At 73.0% G+C, this 16,950-nt stretch carries 17 protein-coding genes; 7 read left to right on the top strand and 10 right to left on the bottom strand.

Annotated features, from left to right (window positions below):
- Window positions 1-74: 74 nt before the first annotated feature.
- Window positions 75-632: a DJ-1/PfpI/YhbO family deglycase/protease gene (locus AB0F40_RS13675; RefSeq protein WP_357467984.1), complete on the top strand. Its 558-nt coding sequence runs from the start codon at window positions 75-77 to the stop codon at window positions 630-632.
- A 62-nt stretch (window positions 633-694) separates the two neighbouring features.
- Here AB0F40_RS13675 and AB0F40_RS13670 read toward each other — a convergent pair whose 3' ends face one another.
- Together AB0F40_RS13670 and AB0F40_RS13665 are read right to left on the bottom strand one after the other, a co-directional pair.
- Window positions 695-1,720, bottom strand: coding sequence for a hemolysin family protein (locus AB0F40_RS13670; protein ID WP_357467980.1), 1,026 nt, complete (start codon window positions 1,718-1,720; stop codon window positions 695-697).
- A complete protein-coding gene (locus AB0F40_RS13665; protein ID WP_357467977.1) occupies window positions 1,717-3,096 on the bottom strand; it encodes a hemolysin family protein in 1,380 nt (459 codons plus the stop codon). Before AB0F40_RS13665 ends, AB0F40_RS13670 begins: the two co-directional genes overlap by 4 nt.
- A 237-nt stretch (window positions 3,097-3,333) precedes the next feature.
- Here AB0F40_RS13665 and AB0F40_RS13660 point away from each other — a divergent pair, with 237 nt between their 5' ends.
- From AB0F40_RS13660 to AB0F40_RS13645, 4 genes are all read left to right on the top strand, one after another.
- A complete protein-coding gene (locus tag AB0F40_RS13660; RefSeq protein WP_357467974.1) occupies window positions 3,334-4,074 on the top strand; it encodes a maleylpyruvate isomerase N-terminal domain-containing protein in 741 nt (246 codons plus the stop codon).
- 148 nt (window positions 4,075-4,222) lie between these two features.
- Window positions 4,223-5,011, top strand: coding sequence for an alpha/beta hydrolase (locus AB0F40_RS13655; protein ID WP_357467971.1), 789 nt, complete (start codon window positions 4,223-4,225; stop codon window positions 5,009-5,011).
- A gap of 99 nt (window positions 5,012-5,110) precedes the next feature.
- Entirely contained in the window at window positions 5,111-5,542 is a 432-nt protein-coding gene (locus AB0F40_RS13650) for a type II toxin-antitoxin system PemK/MazF family toxin (protein ID WP_357467968.1), read from the top strand.
- 62 nt (window positions 5,543-5,604) lie between these two features.
- Window positions 5,605-6,159 (top strand): type II toxin-antitoxin system PemK/MazF family toxin, encoded by a 555-nt coding sequence (locus tag AB0F40_RS13645; protein ID WP_357467965.1) that lies wholly within the window; start codon window positions 5,605-5,607, stop codon window positions 6,157-6,159.
- Window positions 6,160-6,180: 21 nt separating this feature from the next.
- Here the strand turns inward: AB0F40_RS13645 and AB0F40_RS13640 are convergent, their stop codons facing one another.
- On the bottom strand, window positions 6,181-7,305 hold the full coding sequence (locus AB0F40_RS13640) for an ionic transporter y4hA (protein ID WP_357467962.1): 1,125 nt from the start codon (window positions 7,303-7,305) through the stop codon (window positions 6,181-6,183).
- A gap of 234 nt (window positions 7,306-7,539) precedes the next feature.
- Here AB0F40_RS13640 and rpsT point away from each other — a divergent pair, with 234 nt between their 5' ends.
- Window positions 7,540-7,800, top strand: coding sequence for a 30S ribosomal protein S20 (gene rpsT, locus AB0F40_RS13635; protein WP_357467959.1), 261 nt, complete (start codon window positions 7,540-7,542; stop codon window positions 7,798-7,800).
- A gap of 94 nt (window positions 7,801-7,894) precedes the next feature.
- Here rpsT and holA read toward each other — a convergent pair whose 3' ends face one another.
- From holA to AB0F40_RS13605, 6 genes are all read right to left on the bottom strand, one after another.
- A complete protein-coding gene (gene holA / locus AB0F40_RS13630) occupies window positions 7,895-8,902 on the bottom strand; it encodes a DNA polymerase III subunit delta (RefSeq protein WP_357467955.1) in 1,008 nt (335 codons plus the stop codon).
- A 36-nt stretch (window positions 8,903-8,938) separates the two neighbouring features.
- Window positions 8,939-9,772 carry a neocarzinostatin apoprotein domain-containing protein gene (locus tag AB0F40_RS13625; RefSeq protein ID WP_357467952.1) on the bottom strand — a complete coding sequence of 278 codons (834 nt, stop codon included), beginning with the start codon at window positions 9,770-9,772 and terminating at the stop codon, window positions 8,939-8,941.
- Entirely contained in the window at window positions 9,772-10,461 is a 690-nt protein-coding gene (locus AB0F40_RS13620; RefSeq protein WP_357467949.1) for a hypothetical protein, read from the bottom strand. Before AB0F40_RS13620 ends, AB0F40_RS13625 begins: the two co-directional genes overlap by 1 nt.
- Window positions 10,462-10,475: 14 nt before the next feature.
- Complete coding sequence (locus AB0F40_RS13615) at window positions 10,476-11,267, bottom strand: hypothetical protein (RefSeq protein WP_357467946.1); 792 nt, start codon at window positions 11,265-11,267, stop codon at window positions 10,476-10,478.
- A gap of 165 nt (window positions 11,268-11,432) precedes the next feature.
- Window positions 11,433-13,829, bottom strand: a complete 2,397-nt coding sequence (locus tag AB0F40_RS13610; RefSeq protein ID WP_357467943.1) for a ComEC/Rec2 family competence protein — start codon at window positions 13,827-13,829, stop codon at window positions 11,433-11,435.
- Window positions 13,826-14,806, bottom strand: a complete 981-nt coding sequence (locus AB0F40_RS13605; RefSeq protein ID WP_357467940.1) for a ComEA family DNA-binding protein — start codon at window positions 14,804-14,806, stop codon at window positions 13,826-13,828. The genes AB0F40_RS13610 and AB0F40_RS13605 overlap by 4 nt, the downstream gene beginning before the upstream one ends.
- Window positions 14,807-15,053: 247 nt before the next feature.
- Between AB0F40_RS13605 and AB0F40_RS13600 the strand changes: the two genes are divergently transcribed.
- Window positions 15,054-15,932 carry an alpha/beta fold hydrolase gene (locus AB0F40_RS13600; RefSeq protein WP_357467937.1) on the top strand — a complete coding sequence of 293 codons (879 nt, stop codon included), beginning with the start codon at window positions 15,054-15,056 and terminating at the stop codon, window positions 15,930-15,932.
- A gap of 113 nt (window positions 15,933-16,045) precedes the next feature.
- Here AB0F40_RS13600 and AB0F40_RS13595 read toward each other — a convergent pair whose 3' ends face one another.
- A complete protein-coding gene (locus AB0F40_RS13595; protein ID WP_357467934.1) occupies window positions 16,046-16,927 on the bottom strand; it encodes a DegV family protein in 882 nt (293 codons plus the stop codon).
- Between the last annotated feature and the right edge of the window lie 23 nt (window positions 16,928-16,950).

Raw genomic sequence — 16,950 nt, 5'->3', positions numbered from 1 at the left:
CCACGTCCCGTGCGAGCGGGGCACGGTCGTGCCTACTGTCGTGACGTAGCGAACCCGATCGGAGGAGGAGACCCATGCCGCATCTGACGAGCAGGCAAGTGCTGGCGCTCGTGACCAACTACGGCGTCGAGCAGGACGAGCTCCTCGTACCCATGCGCCACCTGCGGGACCGCGGTGCCGTGGTCACCCTGGCCGCCGTGTCCCGGGACGACGTCCGCACCCTGGTCGGCGACGAGAAGCCCGGCGAGGCCGTGGCGCCGGACACCACCATCGACGAGGTCGACCCGGCCGGGTTCGACCTGCTGCTCGTTCCCGGCGGGACGATCAACGCCGACAGCCTGCGCCTGCACGCCAGGGCCGTCGAGGTGGTCGAGGCGTTCACGTCCTCCGGGCGCCCGGTCGCCGCTATCTGCCACGGTCCGTGGGCGCTCGTGGAGGCGGGACAGGTCGCCGGCGCGACGCTCACCAGCTACCCGTCCCTCGCCACCGACATCCGCAACGCGGGCGGCACCTGGGTCGACGAACCGGTGGTCCGGGACAGCGGTGCCGGGTTCCCGCTCATCACCTCCCGCAACCCCAAGGACCTCGGAAACTTCCTCCCCGAGCTGGACGCGGTCCTGGAAGCCCGTTGAGTGCTGGGTATTTGCTCTGCCGAGCCCACAAGGGCCGCAGATATCCAGCACTCAACGGGGGGTCAGGGGTTAGCCGCCGTCGTGCGGGGGAGGAGCTTGCGGAGGACGTCGGCGAGGGTGACCACGCCGTAGTCGGCGGCGCCTCCCTGCCGGGCCACGATCGCCAGCAGGTTGCCCGTCTCCCGCATGCTCGTCAGGGCGCTGTGCAGCGGCACGTCGGCGGCCAGTTCGAAGACCGGCCGGGTGACGTCCGCGACGGACGCGTCGTCCGCCAGCAGGAGCGTGTCGCGTACGTGCACGACACCGTCCGGCAGGCGGCCGGGTTCCTGCACGAGGATCCGCAGGTGGCCGGAGGCGCGGGACGCCTCCTGCACGTCGGCGGCTGTCGCGCCGTGGCCGACGGCGGCCGGGGTCGTGTGCGCCGCCAGCAGGTCCTCGACCGTGAGACGGCGCAGGTCCAGCGCTCCGGAGAGCTGATCGGAGTAGGCGACGGAGAGTGCCCCGACGCTGGCGGAGTGCTCGACAAGGTGCCGCAGGTCGTCCGGCCCCTGCCCTGACGCGACCTGGTCCGCCGGCTCGACGCCGACGCGCCGCAGGCACCAGTTCGCCGCGCCGTTCAGCGCCACGAGCGCCGGCCGGGTCAGCGTCATGAACGCCCGCATCGGCAGCGCCAGCATCGTGGCGCTGGCCTCCGGGTGCGCGATGGCCCACGACTTGGGCGCCATCTCCCCCACCACCAGGTGCAGGAACGTGACGATGACGAGCGCCAGCACGAAGCCCGCGACGTCGGCGGCCCAGAGGGGCGCGCCCCACGTCTCGAACACCGGCGTCAGCCAGTGGTGCACCGCGGGCTTGGTGATGGCACCGAGCGCCAGGGTGCAGACCGTGATGCCGAGCTGCGAGCCGGCCAGGAGCACCGTGAGCTCGCTCGCGCTGCGCAGCGCGGCCCGGGCGGAGCGGCTCGTGGCGGCCGCGTCCTCCAGGCGGTGGCGCTTGGCCGCGAGCAGCGCGAACTCCACGGCGACGAAGAACGCGCTCAGCGCGATGATGGCAACGGTCGCGGCAACGACCACCCAGGGGTTGCTCATCGGGTCTCCTCGCTCTCGGTCTCGGACGCCACGTCGGCGTCGACGACGGTGACCCGGACGCGGGACGGCACGTGCCGCTCCACCTCGAGCACCTCGATCCTGAGCACCTCTGCCGGGCGCGGCTCCAGCGCGACGAGGTCGGCCGGGTCGGCCGGCAGGGCGACGTCGACGACGGCACCCGCCGTCGGCAGCGCACCGTGCACGGCGATCGCCAGGCCGGCGATCGTCTCGTGGTCCCCCTCCGGCAGGTCACGCTCGACCGCGCGCTCCACCTCGTCCAGGTGGACGTCGCCGGCCATGACCCACACGCCGTCCGACGCCGCGGTCACGGGGTCGATCTCGTCGTCGTGCTCGTCGGTGATCTCACCGACGAGCTCCTCCGCGAGGTCCTCCACGGTGAGCACGCCGGCGAACCCGCCGTACTCGTCGACGACGCACGCCATCTGGTTCCGCGTGGCCGACAGCTCCCGCAGGGCGTCGGGCAGCGCCATCGCCGTGGGCAGCACCAGCGCGGGCCGCAGGAGGTCCGCGACGGTCGCCGCCCCGTGACGCGCCGACAGCAGGTCGGTCAGGTGCACGACGCCGACCACCTCGCCGACGTCGTCGAGCACCGGGTAGCGGGAGTGTCCGCGGGCCATCAGCTCGCGCACCTGGGCGAGCGTGTCGTCGGGCTGGACCACGCCGACCCGGGCCCGCGGGATCATCGCGTGCTCCACGTCCTGCCGCGGGAAGTCGAGGATGCGGTCCAGCAGCACCGAGAGGTCCCCGGGGAGGTCGCCGCTGGCCCGCGAGTCCGCGACGATGTGCTCGAGGTCGCGCACGGTCGCCGAGTGCTCGACGTCGTGCACCGGCTCGATGCGCAGCAGCCGCAGCAGCGCGTTGGACGCGGCGTCGAACACCTTGATGAGCCAGCCGAAGACGGCGAGGTAGACAGTGGTCGAGCGGGCGAGCCACAGAGCCACCGGCTCCGGCCGCGCGATCGCCAGGTTCTTCGGGACGAGCTCGCCGAACAGCATCTGGACCAGCGTCGAGAACACCAGCGCGAGGACGGTGCCGATCGCGACGCCTGTACCGACCGGCACGCCGACGCCGCCAAGGGCCTCGCCGAGCGACTCACCGACGAGCGGCTCGGCGACGTAGCCGACGAGCAGGCCCGTGACGGTGATGCCGAGCTGGGCGCCGGAGAGCATGAAGCTGGTCCGCCGGGTCACGCCGAGCGCACGGCGCGCCCCGGCGTCCCCGGACTCGGAGCGGGCCGCGAGGCGCGCGCGGTCGACCGCCATGTACGCGAACTCCTGCGCGACGAAGTAGCCCGTCACCGCGGTGATCGCCAGGATCACCAGCACCCCCAGCAGGAGGGAGATCACCCAGCTCAACGCCCCCACCCCCGTCCGATGGTCCGACGACGTGCCTGTGGGCGGGGTCTATGACTGGAGTCCATGATCCTTCGCTGGTGGTGGTGCGGTTCGGTGGCGGCCAGAGGGTCTCCGGCCGGACGCCCGCTGGGCATCGCGTGGAGAACGACGGACGTAGCCCAACGGTTCCATGATGTGTGGCGGTCGTCATCCGGAGCGTCGCGCCGGGTGTCGGTGTCGCGCGGTACGTTGCGGCACATGAGCCTCGACCATCTGTCGCTGTTGGCCCGGTTCCAGGGCGACTTCCTCGCCGCCGTACCCCACGCCGACGTCGACGCGCGGGTCCCCGCCTGCGGCGACTGGACGGTACGTGAGCTGGTGGAACACCTCGCCCAGATCCATCACTGGGCCGCAGGCAACGCCCGCGGGGCCAAGGGCGCGCCCCTCGGCTCCGGACCGTTCGACCTTGCGCCGCACTACGCCGCGCAGGCGTCGGAGCTGCGCGCGACCCTCGCGGGACTCCGACCGGACGCTGTCGGGCGGGTCCTGACCCACCCTGCCCCCATGGGCCCCGGCCCGGCGTGGTTCTGGCGCCGCAGGCAGACCCACGAGACGCTCGTGCACCTGCACGACCTGCTGGCCGCGACCGCCGGGGCCGGCTCGACCGGCCTGGCCGGTGCCGAGCCAGAGGTGTGGGCCGACACTGTCGACGAGGTCGTCACAGTGCTCCAGCCCCGGCAGGTGGGCCTCGGGCGCATGGAGCCGGTGCGGCACCCGGTCTCGCTCGTCGCGACCGACGTCGGCGGTACGCCCGTCTGGGTGCTCGGCGCCCCGGGCGGGCGCGCGGACGAGGTGGCGCCGGACGTCGTCGTGTCCGGGACTGCCGAGGGACTCGCGCTGACGCTGTGGCACCGCCTCACGCCCGCTGAGGCGGGGCTCACCGTCGAGGGCGACCGCGCCGACCTCGAGACGGCACTGGCCCAGCCGATCGTGCCGTGACGCCGGTCGGGCGTCACCTGCCCGAGATCGGTCGCTTGCCTCGAGATCGGTCCATCGATGGACCGATCTCGAGGCAACGGACCGATCTCGGCGCGAGAATCCAGCGCCCCGACCGATGAGTTGAGCACCGCCTCGCCGTCGGACGGTCATGACCGACTATGCGAACACCAGCCAGGGCGACCGCGTCGCCTACGACCTGCGCGGCTCCGGACCAGCCGTCGTCTTCGTGACGGGAGCCGGTCCCGACCGGGCCGACGACCCCGTGACCGCGGAGACCGCCGAGCATGTCGCCGATGCCGGGCTGACCGCCGTCACGTTCGACCGGCTCGGGCGCGGAGAGAGCCCCGCCGAGGGCCGCCTCGACCTCGACCGCGAGCTGGCGGCAATCGCCGCGCTGATCGAGGTCGTGGGCGGCCCCGCCGTGCTCGTTGGGCACTCGTCCGGCTGCTCGGTGAGCCTGCGGGCCGCCGACGCCGGGCTGCCGGTCGCCGGCCTCGCCCTCTGGGAGGCGCCCCTGGGCGGCACCGCCGCACAGGCGCAGGCGTGGGCCGACGAGATCGAGCGCCTGCTCGACACCGGCGACCACGAGAACGCGATGCGGCACTACATGAAGGACATGCCGCCCGAGTGGCTCGCTGAGATCGAGGCGTCCCCTGCCTGGCCCAGCATCGCCCGGACCGTCGCCGCCTACCGCGCCGACGCGCAGTCGCTCGCCTGGGCCCAGCGCGCGCTGGAGGAGGGAGCGCTCGACGTCACGGTCCCCGTGCTCGCCATGTACGGGGCGGAGACCTTCCCGGAGATGCCCGTGGCTGCGGCGAGCATCGTGGCCGCGGTGCCGAACGGCACCGAGAAGGAGATGCCGGGCGCCATGCACTCGTGGGCGCCGGAACCGATGGCGACCCAGCTCGCCGAGCTCGCCCGGCGGTGCGCCGGCTAGCCCGCGCCGGGTAACCCGCGCCGGGTAACCCGCGCCGATTCTGCCTGCGTCGGGTAAGTCCTGGATGCGCGCTTCATCCGTTCCGGTACGGTTCCGGGCGTGACCTTCGCATCAGACAGGAACTACCCCGGCGACTACGAGGGTGATGTCCACCCGATCTACAACCCCGAGCTGGACGGCGACCCGGACCCCGGCGAGGTGGTCTGGACCTGGATTCCGTACGAGGAGGACCACAGCCAGGGCAAGGACCGCCCCGTGCTGCTCGTGGGCAAGGACGGGCCCTGGCTGCTCGGCCTCCAGCTGACCAGCCAGGACCACGACCGCGACGCGCTGCAGGAGGCGCGGGCCGGCCGGATCTGGATGGACGTCGGCACCGGCCGCTGGGACAGCACCGGCCGCGACTCGGAGGTGCGGATCAACCGCGTCATCCGCATCGACCCGGACGACGTGCGCCGCGAGGGCGACATCCTCGACGAGGACATGTTCAACGAGGTCGTGAAGTACATGGACCGGGCGCTCGACCTGACCTGAGGCCCGCCGCCCGGCGTCCGCCCGCATCGCTTGCGAGCCGGCGCCGGGCTACCCTGCCCTCCGTGACTCAGAACCCGTGGATCAAGCTGCTCGGTGACGTGGTCGAGGCAGTGGTGCGCACCGCCCTCGACCAGAAGGACCAGCGCCCGAGCGGCGACCGCCCGACCCCTGCTTCGCGGCCCGCGGGCCGGCGCACGTCCAAGGGCCAGGACGTGCCCGACACCGAGGGCTACCCCGGCGACTTCGAGGGCAGCGTCACACCGGTCTACCGCCCCGAGCTGGACGGCGAGCCGGACCCGGGCGAGGTCGTGTGGTCCTGGGTCCCGTATGAAGAAGATCACAGCCAGGGCAAGGACCGGCCGGTGCTCGTGGTCGGCAACGACGGCCCCTGGCTACTCGCGCTCCAGCTCACCAGCCAGGACCACGACCGCGACGCCGCGCAGGAGAGCCGCGCGGGGCGACGCTGGATGGACATCGGGACCGGGGCGTGGGACAGCTCGGGCCGCCCGTCCGAGGTGCGCCTCAACCGCGTGATCCGCATCCACCCGGACGCCGTGCGCCGTGAGGGAGCCATCCTGGACAGGGCAGTCTTCGACCAGGTGGCCGCCGCGCTCTGACCGGCTACGCCGGCTGACCCGCTACGGCTGGACCGACACCACGAGGAACGCGGCGAACAGCACCAGGTGCACGACCCCCTGCAGGGTCTTGGCCCGGCCCGGCGCGATGCTCAGCATCGCGACCACCACCGAGACCGCGAACAGCACCATCTGGACCGGTTCGAGGCCGAGGATGAGCGGCCCGTCCATCCAGATCATCGCGACGGCGATGGTGGGGATGGTCAGGCCGATCGACGCCATCGCGGAGCCGTAGGCAAGATTGAGGCTGGTCTGCACACGGTTGCGCAGAGCGTTGCGGACCGCGGCTATCGACTCGGGCGCGAGCACGAGCAGCGCGATGACGACGCCGACGACGCCGTAGGGCAGGCCTGCCGCCTCGACCCCGTGCTCGATGGTCGGCGAGAGCATCTTCGCCAGGAAGACCACCGAGACCAGGGCGACGAGCAGCAGCGCCACGCTGATCCGGGCCTCCTTGGCGGGAGGCGGATCGGCGTGGTCGTCGCCGTCCGCGTCCCGGATGATGCCGGTGACCCGGCCGAACTTGTCGCTCGTCACGGGCACGAAGAAGTCGCGGTGGCGCACGGTCTGCGTGAACACGAATGCTCCGTACAGCACCAGCGACGCCACCGCCGCGAAGGCCAGCTGGAAGGCGGTGTAGGCGCCGCCGTCCGCCGACGTGGTGAAGCGGGGCAGCACGAGGGTGACCCCGGCCAGCGCGATCACGGTGGTGAGCGCCGACCCGGTGCCCGACGCGTTGAAGCTGACCAGGTGGTGCTTGCTCGCGCCCACCAGCAGGGACAGCCCGACGATCCCGTTGAAGGTGATCATCACGGCGGCGAAGACGGTGTCGCGGGCATAGGTGCTGGACGCGTCGCCGCCGCTGCTCATCAGCATGAGGATCAGCCCTACCTCGATGACGGTCACCGCGACCGCGAGGATGAGGGAGCCGAACGGTTCACCTACTTTGTGCGCCACCACCTCCGCGTGGTGGACCGCCGCGAGCACGGCGCCGACCAAGGCGGCGCCGATGACCGACAGGATGACCGGGTGGTCATGGTTGGTCCATGTGACCACGAGAAGCACCAGGGCTAGAACCGGTACGACCACGGTCCACTGGAAACGTCCTCGCAGTGTCCTGGTACTCATTGTGGAATTCTAAGGTCCCATGTCAGAGGCCCTTTCCGGCGGTCGCGGGCCGCACACCCGGCGTCGCGCACGCAGCCTCGTTCCCTCTGGTAGCCTTGGAGGTCGCGTGTCCGCCCAGGTCGGCGGGCACAGTCACGGTTCCTCTCCACGGGTCCCCACCCCAGTCCCGGAGCTGTGACCGCCCTCTACGACCTATCCGCTCGCCATCAGGCGAACACACCAGGAAGTACACTCGTGGCAAACATCAAGTCCCAGATGAAGCGCATCAAGACGAACGAGAAGGCTCGTCTGCGCAACAAGTCCGTCAAGTCGGAGCTGAAGACCCACGTGCGCAAGGTGCGTGAGGCCATCGCAGCCGGCGACAAGGAGACCGCGACGGTCAGCCTTGCCACCGCGTCGCGCAAGCTCGACAAGGCTGTCGCCAAGGGCGTCATCCACTCGAACCAGGCTGCGAACCGCAAGTCGGCCCTCGCGAAGTCGGTCGCCGCTCTCTGAGCACACTTCGTCGGACGCCGTTCGCCCCTCGGGCGGGCGGCGTCTTTCGTGTGCCCAGGATCATGTGCCCGGGATCGAACGGGTAACGAACGGGTCAGGAACGCCGGGAGCGCGCGATGGTCATGACCGCACGCTCCACCGCGAAGACAGTGTCCCGGGCCTCGCCCTTGACGTCGGCATCAGCCTGCGCGACGGCGGAGATCGCCGCCGCCAGACCCTCCGGCGTCCAGCTCCGCAGGTCCTTCCGGGCGCGGTCCACCTGCCACGGCGCCATGCCCAGGTCTCGTGCCGCGAGCCCTCCGCCCCGCATCGAGGCGACCTTCGCGAGGTTGCGCAGGCGTAGCGCCAGGGCCGCGACGATGGGCACCGGGTCCAGCCCGGTGTCCAGCGCATGCCGGAGGAGCGCGACCGCGCCGCCGGCGTCACCGGCCACCGCGGCGTCGGCGACCCGGAAGCCCGTGGCCTCGACGCGCCCGCCGTAGTACTTGTCCACGGTGGCAGCCGTGATGGTGCCGGTCGTGTCGGCGATCAGCTGCGAGCAGGCCGACGCGAGCTCACGCAGGTCGCTGCCGAGCGCGTCCACCAGGGCGCGTACGGCCTCGGCGTCGGCCCTGCGACGTGCGGCCCTGAACTCCCCCACCACGAACGACGCCTTCTCGGCGTCCTTGGTCACCGGCTCGCACACCATGACGGGCGCGCCCGACTTCGTGACGGTGTCGAGCATCTTCTTGCCGCGCTGTCCGCCGCCGTGCACCACCACGACGGTGGTCTCCTCGTCCGGCGAGGCGACGTACGCGATGAGATCGGCCATCAGGTCCTCGGTGCCGGACTCCGTCGACCGGACCACCACCACCTTGGCCTCCCCGAAGAGGGAGGGGCTCGTCGCGACCAGCAGCTGACCCACGCCGTACGTGGCGCCCTCGAGCTCGACCTTCTCGACCTCGGGATCACGCGCGCGCGCCAGCTCGACGACGCCGTCCACCGCGCGCTCGGTCAGGAGCGGTTCGGCACCGCGCACGAGCACGACCGGGGCGAGCGTCGGCTCGTCCCAGCTGCGGCCGGCGGGCGGTGAGGCGGTACGGCGCTTGGTCGCTGGAGGCACGGACACAGCCTGCCATGCGTCACCGACAGCGGCCGTCTACTCCCAGAGCAGCTCGGCCCTCGCCATCCGTGCGCCGTCGGTCCACGCGTTCGCGACCACGCACGCGTCCGCCACGGCGCAGTCGGCCACACCCCCGCCGACCAGCTCGATCTCGCGCTGGACCGGTAGCCGCGCGACCACGGAGCCCGAGTCATCGGCGACGACGCGCTTGCCGTCGTCGTACAGACAGTTGTCCCCGTCCACCCCGCCGTCCGACGTGGTGGCACACTGCACGATCCGGACTGCCGTGCCCTTGGCGTAGCCGGTGCCCGTCACCGTGACGCGGCCCTTCTCGGCTCCGAGCTTCAGCTCGGACAGCACGATAGCTGGCGCGTCGGGTGGCTCGGCGCCGTCGGGCAGCGGGGCGGCGGCTGCCGCGAGCACGACGTCGGCGAGGTCGGCGACAGCCAGCGCGCAGGGGTCTTCCGTGCAGTCCACCTCGGACACGGCGCCGACGTTGACGAACGCCCTGGCCGGCCGCGTCGCCGAGATCCGTCCGCGCTCGTCGGCGACCACCTGCTCGCTCGTCGACATGTCGCACTCGTCGAGGGCGCTCGCCCCCGCCGTCGTGCCGCCGGTGCACTGGACCAGGTACTGGTTGCCGCCCGAGAAGCCCGTTCCGCGCACCACCCAGGTGCCGTCGGCTGCCCGGACGGTGATGGCCGGATCGTCGGACGGCTCCGTCGCCTCCGGCGTCGAGCTCGCTCTCGGGGCGCCCTGCGCTCCCGCACCCTGCGGAGATCCCGACGGCCCTGGGCTCTCGGGGGCTCCCGTGCACGCCACCAGGGCGAGCACGACAGCGGCGACCGGCACGAACAGCCGCGCGCGCATCACGGGTAGCCCAGGTACTCGTCGACGCTGAGGGCGATCCGCCAGGACCAGCCGCTGCGGTCCCGCATCCACTGCACGCCGCGGTTCCACACGTGGTACTCCATCTCCAGGTAGCAGGCCACCGCGTTGGTCTGGTTCAGCTCGCCCAGGTCGGTCCGGTACCGCCGGGAGTCGTTCGTGCCCGGGCTGCTCGCACCCACGCGCGTCTTCATGATCTGCGCGCACTCCTTGCCGGCCGACGACACGTACAAGACGTGGGTGCCGTACCGGTCCTTCGAGTAGCCGGTCTCGCACGCCTTGTTGATCGCGTTGGAGTGGATCGGCACGTGCAGGTCCGCGCCCGCCCTGTTCGAGTTCGCGATGTTCGACCTGGCCAGGCCGTTCCCCCGAATCACCTTGTAGCCACGTTCCAGCAGGTTCAACCGGGCCGTGCCATGTTGGGCAGCGGCCGATCCCGCTACCCAGCGGGCGTTCACGTTCTCGCTGAACCCGTCGCAGCCCGTGTTCGTATGGCACACCGTGTCGCCGCGGTCGTGGCAAGCCTGGGACAGGTAGATCACCTTGCCGTTCCAGTCGTCGGGCACGTAGGTCACGTCAGCGGCCGCGGTCGGGGCCACGGCCAGCAGCCCGCCACCGGCGAGCGCGAGGGCCGCGAACAGGGACAGGACCCGGCGGAGCGTCGCACGCATCGTCATCATCCCCTTCAGCCCAGCTCGATCGGCAGGTCGGTCGAGGCGCACATGTCCCCGCCCGTCGCGTACGCGAAGGCTAGACAGTCCCCGTCGAGCGTGAACTTCACCGAGTCGATGGCGCCGTTGCTGTGCGCGGTGAACAGCAGCGCCTGCCAGACGTCGCCCGGGGGCACCCCGGTGTCGGCCAGCGCCTGCTCGAACCCGGCCGCGACGTCGACTCTCGCCTCGCCCTTGACGATCCGCACCGTGGTGGGCGGCAGGTCCGCGCCCGGCAGGTGGGACGCGAGCACCTCGTCGACCGCCTTGGCCAGCGTGGTGCTGGACGCGCCCTCCTCGACCGACCGAGCGGTGGACTGGACGCCACCCGCCGGCTCGCAGCCCAGGTAGGGAGTCGTGGAACCGTCGGTGGAACGCGTCGCCTGCGGGGTCTCGGGACAGGGTTCGGCGGCAGGTGGCGGGTCGCCCGCGACGGCCTCGGCGTCGAGCCGTGCGCGCTCCTCCCCCGCCTTGGTGTCCATGCCCTCGACGACGACGGTCCAGCCGTCCAGCACCTCACCCGACTCCTCGAGCCAGGCGCCCGCTGCCTCCGGATCCGCGGCGACGTCGACCCGGACCACCTGTTCTGCCTCCGAGACGTCGGTGACGACGGACTCCGCCAGGAGCTCCTGTCGAAGCTGGAGCTCGGCGGTCGCCTGGTCCCGCCCGACGGCGCTGAGCGCCGCTACCGGAACGAGCAGAGCAGCTGCCGCGGTTATCGCGATGGTCCGGCGATACCGCCGGGCCGTGAGCTTGAGATCAACCACGAAGCCCCCCTGGAACGTGATGACGGAACTCTCCGACACTCCCCACGGTAGAGCCGCGCGCAGGATCCGCAACGTTTCGCGATGTGTGGCGCTGCCGCCCGGGGCGTGGCAGCCTGACCTGGCGGTTCCGGTCCCATCGCACGTCAGTCGGCCGGGACATCGCCGTCAACAGCCCGCCAGGGACACCTCCTGCCCCCGCACCACGAGCGCCACCGTGCCGCACTCGTCGGTCCGGACCACCGCGGCGCCCACGCCCGCATACAGATCGAGAGCCTCGTCGGTCGGATGACCGTAGTCGTTGTCCCTGCCCGACGAGACGAGCGCGACCGCCGGCCGTACCCGCTCCGCCAGGGCGCGCGACTGCACCGCCGAGCCGTGATGGGCCACCTTGACGACGTCAGCAGGGTCCACCAGCGGGACCAGATCCGCCTGGCCCGCGTCCTCCAGGTCGCCGAGCGTCAGCACGTCCAGCCCGGCGGTCCGGGCAGCGAGCACGACGCTCGAGTCGTTGGCCCCCTCGCCGGCCCCCGCCAACAGGACCTCCCACGTCAGCGCACCGGCACTGCCCCGGTCGCCGGCCTGCGCCGTCCGTACCGGCACCCCCGCTGCCGCCAGCGCCGCCTCGGTCGCCGCGGCTTTAGCAGCAGGTTCGGGAACCGGGGACACGAGCGCGGCAGCCACCTCCCGCCCTGCCAGCACCGGCTCGAGGCCACCCACATGGTCCGCGTGGAAGTGACTGAGCACCAGCAGGTCGACCCTAGTGACGCCGAGCTGGTCCAGGCACCGGCCCGCCGCAGGCCCCTTCGGCCCCACGTCGACCACCACCGCCGACGTCGGCCCCGTACGCAGCGCCAGCGCGTCGCCCTGCCCGACGTCGCACGCCACCACCCGCCAGTCCGCCGGCATCCCTGAACGAGCGGCGAGTCGCGGTACTGCCACCACGACCACCAGCGCCACCACCGAACCCGCCGCCACGACTGCGACGAAGCGGGCCCGGCCGAACCGCCGACGCCGCGAGCCGAGCACCTCGCGCAGGCTCGAACGTGCCGCCGCACGCCACGACTCGGGCCAGCCCCGGCGGGGAGCGCGCCGCAGCACCGCCCAGAGCACCACTGCGGTGAGCGCGCCCAGCAGCAGCGCCCCCTGTGGCCCGCCCGGCCAGGGGACCAGCGCGCCTGGGAGCGCGGCGCACCAGTGCGCCACCCCGGCGATCCACCAGGTGGCGGCGCTCGCCGCCCAGGCCACGAGCCCGGCGAGGGTCGGCAGCCCTGGTGCGAGGATCGTCGTGACCAGCCCGAGCACCGTCGCAGGCACCAGCGCCGGTGCGGCGAGCAGGTTCGCGAGCACCGACACCGTGGACACCGTCGGGTCGAGCAGCACCAGCACCGGGCCGCACGCCGCCTGCGCTGCGAGCGGGACCGCCAGGGCGAACGCCGCGGCGTCCCCTGTCCAGGGCGCGAGCCGGGCCGCCAGCGGTGCCGCGAGCAGCACGAGGCCCGCGGTCGCCGCCGCGGAGAGCACGAACCCGAAGGAGCGGGCGAGCCACGGGTCGACGACCAGCAGCCCGACGACCGACGCGGCGAGCGCCGGGACCGACTGCGCCGGCCGCCCGATCGCGACTCCTGTCAGCGCGAACGCCGCCATGACCGCCGCGCGGAGCACCGCGGGCTCCGGACGGACGAGCGCCACGAAGGTGAGGGAGGCGAGCGCGACGAGCGCCACCCTGGCCGGTCTCGGGAGCCGGGCGAGCGAGCAGAGCAGGGTCAGGACGGCGACGACCACGGCGAAGTGGCCGCCCGAGACGGCCGTGATGTGCGTCAGGCCGGTCGCTCTCATCTCCTCGGCCAGGTCTTCCGGGAGACGCGTGGTGTCGCCGATGGCGGCGCCCGGTACCAGCCCGCGCGCCTGCGCGGGCAGCGGGTCGGTCACGTCGAGGAGCGCGGTGCGGTGGGTGTCGAGCACGCGCAGGGCCGACGGCGGGGCGCGGATCTCCCGCGCGCCGTCGGCGGCCAGCCGGGCGGTCTCCGCGGCGCCTGCGTCGGCGGGCCGTAGCGCACCCGACACGGTCACGGTCGCCCCGTACCGCGGCGCTGTGGTCGACAGGACCTGGACGTGTGCTCGGGCCGCCGAAGCGACGCCCCGGGCATCGACCGCACGGGCCGCGAGCACCCAGCGGTGCTGCCCTGTTCCTGGCGGCCCCGGGGCGAACGAGAACAGCTCCGGCTGGGAGACGACGACGCCGGTGAGCGTCGCGCTCACTCGCTGCCCGGCGAGCTCGGCGAGGGGCGCCCGGCCGGCCAGCTGGACGTGCGCGGAAGCCGTGACCGCGAGCACGCAGGCCGCCACGAGCGCCGCGTGCGCGAGGGTTGACCAGGCGGCGCGGCGCGGCAGCGCTGCCGATGTGGATGCCGATGCCGATGCCGTCAAGGTAAGGCAGGCCGCCGCCACGACAGCCGCGGCGATCCACGTCGCCGAGGCGCTCCAGGCGACCCCTGGGCCGGTCAGCAGCCACGCCGCGGCCCAGACGGCCAGGGCCGCCGGGACCATCCGCAGGTCGATCATGGCCCGACCCGCGCGCTCTCCCGGATCTCGTCGAGCGTGGCCGGCCCGATGCCCGGCACGTCCTCCAGCTCGTCGACGCTCGCGAACGGCCCGTTGGTCTCGCGCCACTCGACGATCGCCTGCGCGATCGACGGCCCGACGCCGGGGAGCTCCTCCAGCGCCGACGCGTCCGCCGCGTTGATGTCGACGGTGCCGCCCGCCGCCGACCCTGTGCCGGTGTCCGGCGCGTCGCCGGTGCCGGGTGCGGGGCCAGGCACCGGCTCCCCCGGCCTCGGCACGTACAGCTGCTCGCCGTCGACGACCGCGCGGGCCAGGTTGACGACCGTCAGATCCGCTTTGCCGGTGGCGCCGCCGGCTGCCCGCAGCGCATCGGCCACGCGGGCGCCGTCGGGCACGGTGACCAGACCTGGCTCGGCCACCTGGCCGACGACGTGCACGAGCAGCCCGCCGGCTGCCCCGCTGGGCTCCGGGTCTGCGTCCGGCCCGCCATCGGAATCGGGTGCGGCCGGCGCAGGGGCGCCCGTGGCGGACGTGCTCTCCGGCCCTCCGCCGTGCTGCTGGCCCACGGGCTCGCCGCCCGCGGTGCTCGCGTCCGCTGTCACCCCCGCCAGCGGCTCGACGCCGTCGCCGCGCAGCGACAGCACCGCCACGCCGACGCCGAGCAGGAGCACGGCCACGACGGCGACCACCGCCGTCGTGCCGGTCAGTGCCCATCTGCGAGCTCCTTGCTCGACCCGGGGGTCGGTCGGATGACCGTGCGCCGCCGCGTACGCAGCCGCCACCCCGGAGGCGGACCGCCGGGCGCGGAGCCGGGCCACGAGCTCGTCGGTGTCCGCCCCTGCTCGGTCCCCGGCGACGGGTCGGGTGGGCGCGGGCTGATCGGGCGCGGACGGCAGGTCGGCCCCGTCGCCGGACCCGAGCACCGGGCTGAACGGCCACGGGTCGGGAAGTCGCTGCTGGGCGGTCTCTGGCTGCATGACTCAGGACGCTAGGCGCGCGTCGCACCCTCCGGTGGGCCACGAGTGCTCTGCTGTGCACAGACCGCGAAAGCCGTCTCCTGTGGTCGCGCTCGTCGCCGCACCGGGCCGTGCCGAGGGTCTGTGTGCTCGCACGATGGATTCTCCGACGTGCGCCGATGAGTTCTTCCCCGCACCTTCGTCAGACCTGGCAGTGAGAGCCTGAGCCACCCCGGCCGGGCCGAGGCGCACGATCTGGAGCCACACGATGACCGACAAGAAGACCTTCACCCTCGACGCGCCGAGCGGCGTCCTCACCTATGACGTGCGCGAGGCCGCAGCGCCGACCGACGAGGTCCCCCTGGTGCTGATCGGCCTCCCGATGGGAGCGGAGGGCTTCAGCACGCTCGCCGGGCACTTCACCGACCGGACCGTCGTGACGTACGACCCGCGTGGTGTCGAGCGCAGCACGCGAGACCTGGCCACCGAGACGGAGCTGCCCGGCGTCGCCACCCACGCCGACGACGTGCACCGCATCATCGGCGCGGTGGGCGGCGGACCGGTCGACCTGTTCGCCTCCAGCGGCGGCGCCGTCGTGGCACTGGAGCTCGCCGCGACCCATCCCGCGGACCTCCGGACCGTCGTGGCGCACGAGCCGCCCCTGGCCAGCGTACTCCCCGACCGCGACGCGATGGCCGCCGCCATGACCGGCATGCACGACACCTACCAGGCCAAGGGCTTCGGTGCCGCCATGGCGAAGTTCATCACGGTGCTCATGGCCGAGGGCGAGCTGACCGCGGACCACGCGAAGCAGCCCGACCCCGACCCGGCGGCATTCGGCCTGCCGACCGAGGACGACGGCTCCCGCGACGACCTGATGTTCGGCGTCAACATGCTGGTGCTGCCGCCGTACGAACCGCGCTACGAGACCATCGCGGCGGGCGCTCCGCGAGTGGTGGTGGGTGTCGGCGAAGACACCGGCGAGCAGATGACGGGCCGCGCCGCTCGGGGGGCGGCCGCGCGCCTCGGTACCGAGCCGGTCGTCTTCCCGGGCGGCCACGGCGGGTTCAGCGGCGGCGAGTACGGCCAGCCCGCCGACAAGCCCGTCGAGTTCGCGGCGAAGCTGCGCGAGGTCCTCGCCGGCTGATCCGTACCGGTGGAATGATCGGCAGGACGTCAGATGATCGGTCGCCCGGGCGACCGATCATCTGACGTTCTACCGACCACGGCGAAGATCGGCGAGGATCGGCGACCAGCGGCTCAGTGCGAGTGGTCGCCCAGGTCCGCCACGACGACGGCGAGCGTTCCGGGTCCCACGTGCACGCCCAGCACGGCGCTCAGCGGTGTGACCTCGACCTCCGCCCGTGTACGGGTGTGCAAGCGACCGGCCAGCGCGAGTGCTCGCTCGTACGCACCGAAGTGGTGCACGGCGACCACCGGCCGCTTCGCCTCGGCGACGAAGCCGGCGGCCTGCTCCAGCAGCCGTTCGGCACCGACAGCACGCGTGCGCACCCGCTGGGAGAGCTCCACCACGCCGTCGGACAACCGCAGGATCGGCTTGACCCCCAGGACCGTGCCGAGCGCCGCGGCAGGCCCGGAGAGCCGTCCGCCGCGGCGCAGGTGCTCCAGGGTGTCGACGACGAACACTGCGTTCGCCGTGCCGGCGACCTCGATGGCCCGGGCGGCGACATGGGCGGCGTCGGCCCCGGCTGCGGCGCACTCCGCCGCCGCGCGGGCGGCGAACCCGAGGCCCGCTGCGCCCGTACGCGAGTCCACGGCACGCACCTGCAGCGGCGACCGCGCGGCAGCCGTCCCCGCCGAGCCCACCGTGCCGGACAGGGCGCCGGACAGGTGCACCGAGACGATGGACCGGGCGCCCTCCTCACCGAGGCTGCGGTAGACGGCGGCGAACGCCTCCGGAGGCGGCTGCGAGGTAGTCACCTGCGCGCCGTCGGCAACCAGCTCGGCGAGCCGCTCGGGGGTGATGTCCTCGCCCTCGGCGTAGGCCTCGTCGCCGACCAGGACACGCAGGGGCACCACGACCGGACCGCCCGCCAGACCGGCGGGCAAGCAGGCGGTCGAGTCGGTGACGACCCGCACCTCCTGGGGAGCCGGGCTGGAAGGACGACGTCGGGTGCGCATGACCGCGCCACTCTATCCGCGCG

The organism is Promicromonospora sp. NPDC023987, from assembly GCF_040639055.1.
GTDB lineage: Bacteria > Actinomycetota > Actinomycetes > Actinomycetales > Cellulomonadaceae > Promicromonospora.
The sequence above is the reverse complement of the archived record's forward strand: the minus strand, read 5'-3'. Positions and strand labels throughout refer to the sequence as shown.

What these genes read in the sequence shown, in the direction of transcription:
- AB0F40_RS13660 (WP_357467974.1), top strand. Translation starts at nt 3,334, where the DNA reads ATGAGCCTCGACCATCTGTCGCTGTTGGCCCGGTTCCAGGGCGACTTC.
- AB0F40_RS13675 (WP_357467984.1), top strand. Translation starts at nt 75, where the DNA reads ATGCCGCATCTGACGAGCAGGCAAGTGCTGGCGCTCGTGACCAACTAC.
- AB0F40_RS13610 (WP_357467943.1), bottom strand. Translation starts at nt 13,829, where the DNA reads ATGATCGACCTGCGGATGGTCCCGGCGGCCCTGGCCGTCTGGGCCGCG.
- AB0F40_RS13655 (WP_357467971.1), top strand. Translation starts at nt 4,223, where the DNA reads ATGACCGACTATGCGAACACCAGCCAGGGCGACCGCGTCGCCTACGAC.
- AB0F40_RS13605 (WP_357467940.1), bottom strand. Translation starts at nt 14,806, where the DNA reads ATGCAGCCAGAGACCGCCCAGCAGCGACTTCCCGACCCGTGGCCGTTC.
- AB0F40_RS13640 (WP_357467962.1), bottom strand. Translation starts at nt 7,305, where the DNA reads ATGAGTACCAGGACACTGCGAGGACGTTTCCAGTGGACCGTGGTCGTA.
- AB0F40_RS13620 (WP_357467949.1), bottom strand. Translation starts at nt 10,461, where the DNA reads ATGCGTGCGACGCTCCGCCGGGTCCTGTCCCTGTTCGCGGCCCTCGCG.
- AB0F40_RS13670 (WP_357467980.1), bottom strand. Translation starts at nt 1,720, where the DNA reads ATGAGCAACCCCTGGGTGGTCGTTGCCGCGACCGTTGCCATCATCGCG.
- AB0F40_RS13595 (WP_357467934.1), bottom strand. Translation starts at nt 16,927, where the DNA reads ATGCGCACCCGACGTCGTCCTTCCAGCCCGGCTCCCCAGGAGGTGCGG.
- AB0F40_RS13600 (WP_357467937.1), top strand. Translation starts at nt 15,054, where the DNA reads ATGACCGACAAGAAGACCTTCACCCTCGACGCGCCGAGCGGCGTCCTC.
- AB0F40_RS13625 (WP_357467952.1), bottom strand. Translation starts at nt 9,772, where the DNA reads ATGCGCGCGCGGCTGTTCGTGCCGGTCGCCGCTGTCGTGCTCGCCCTG.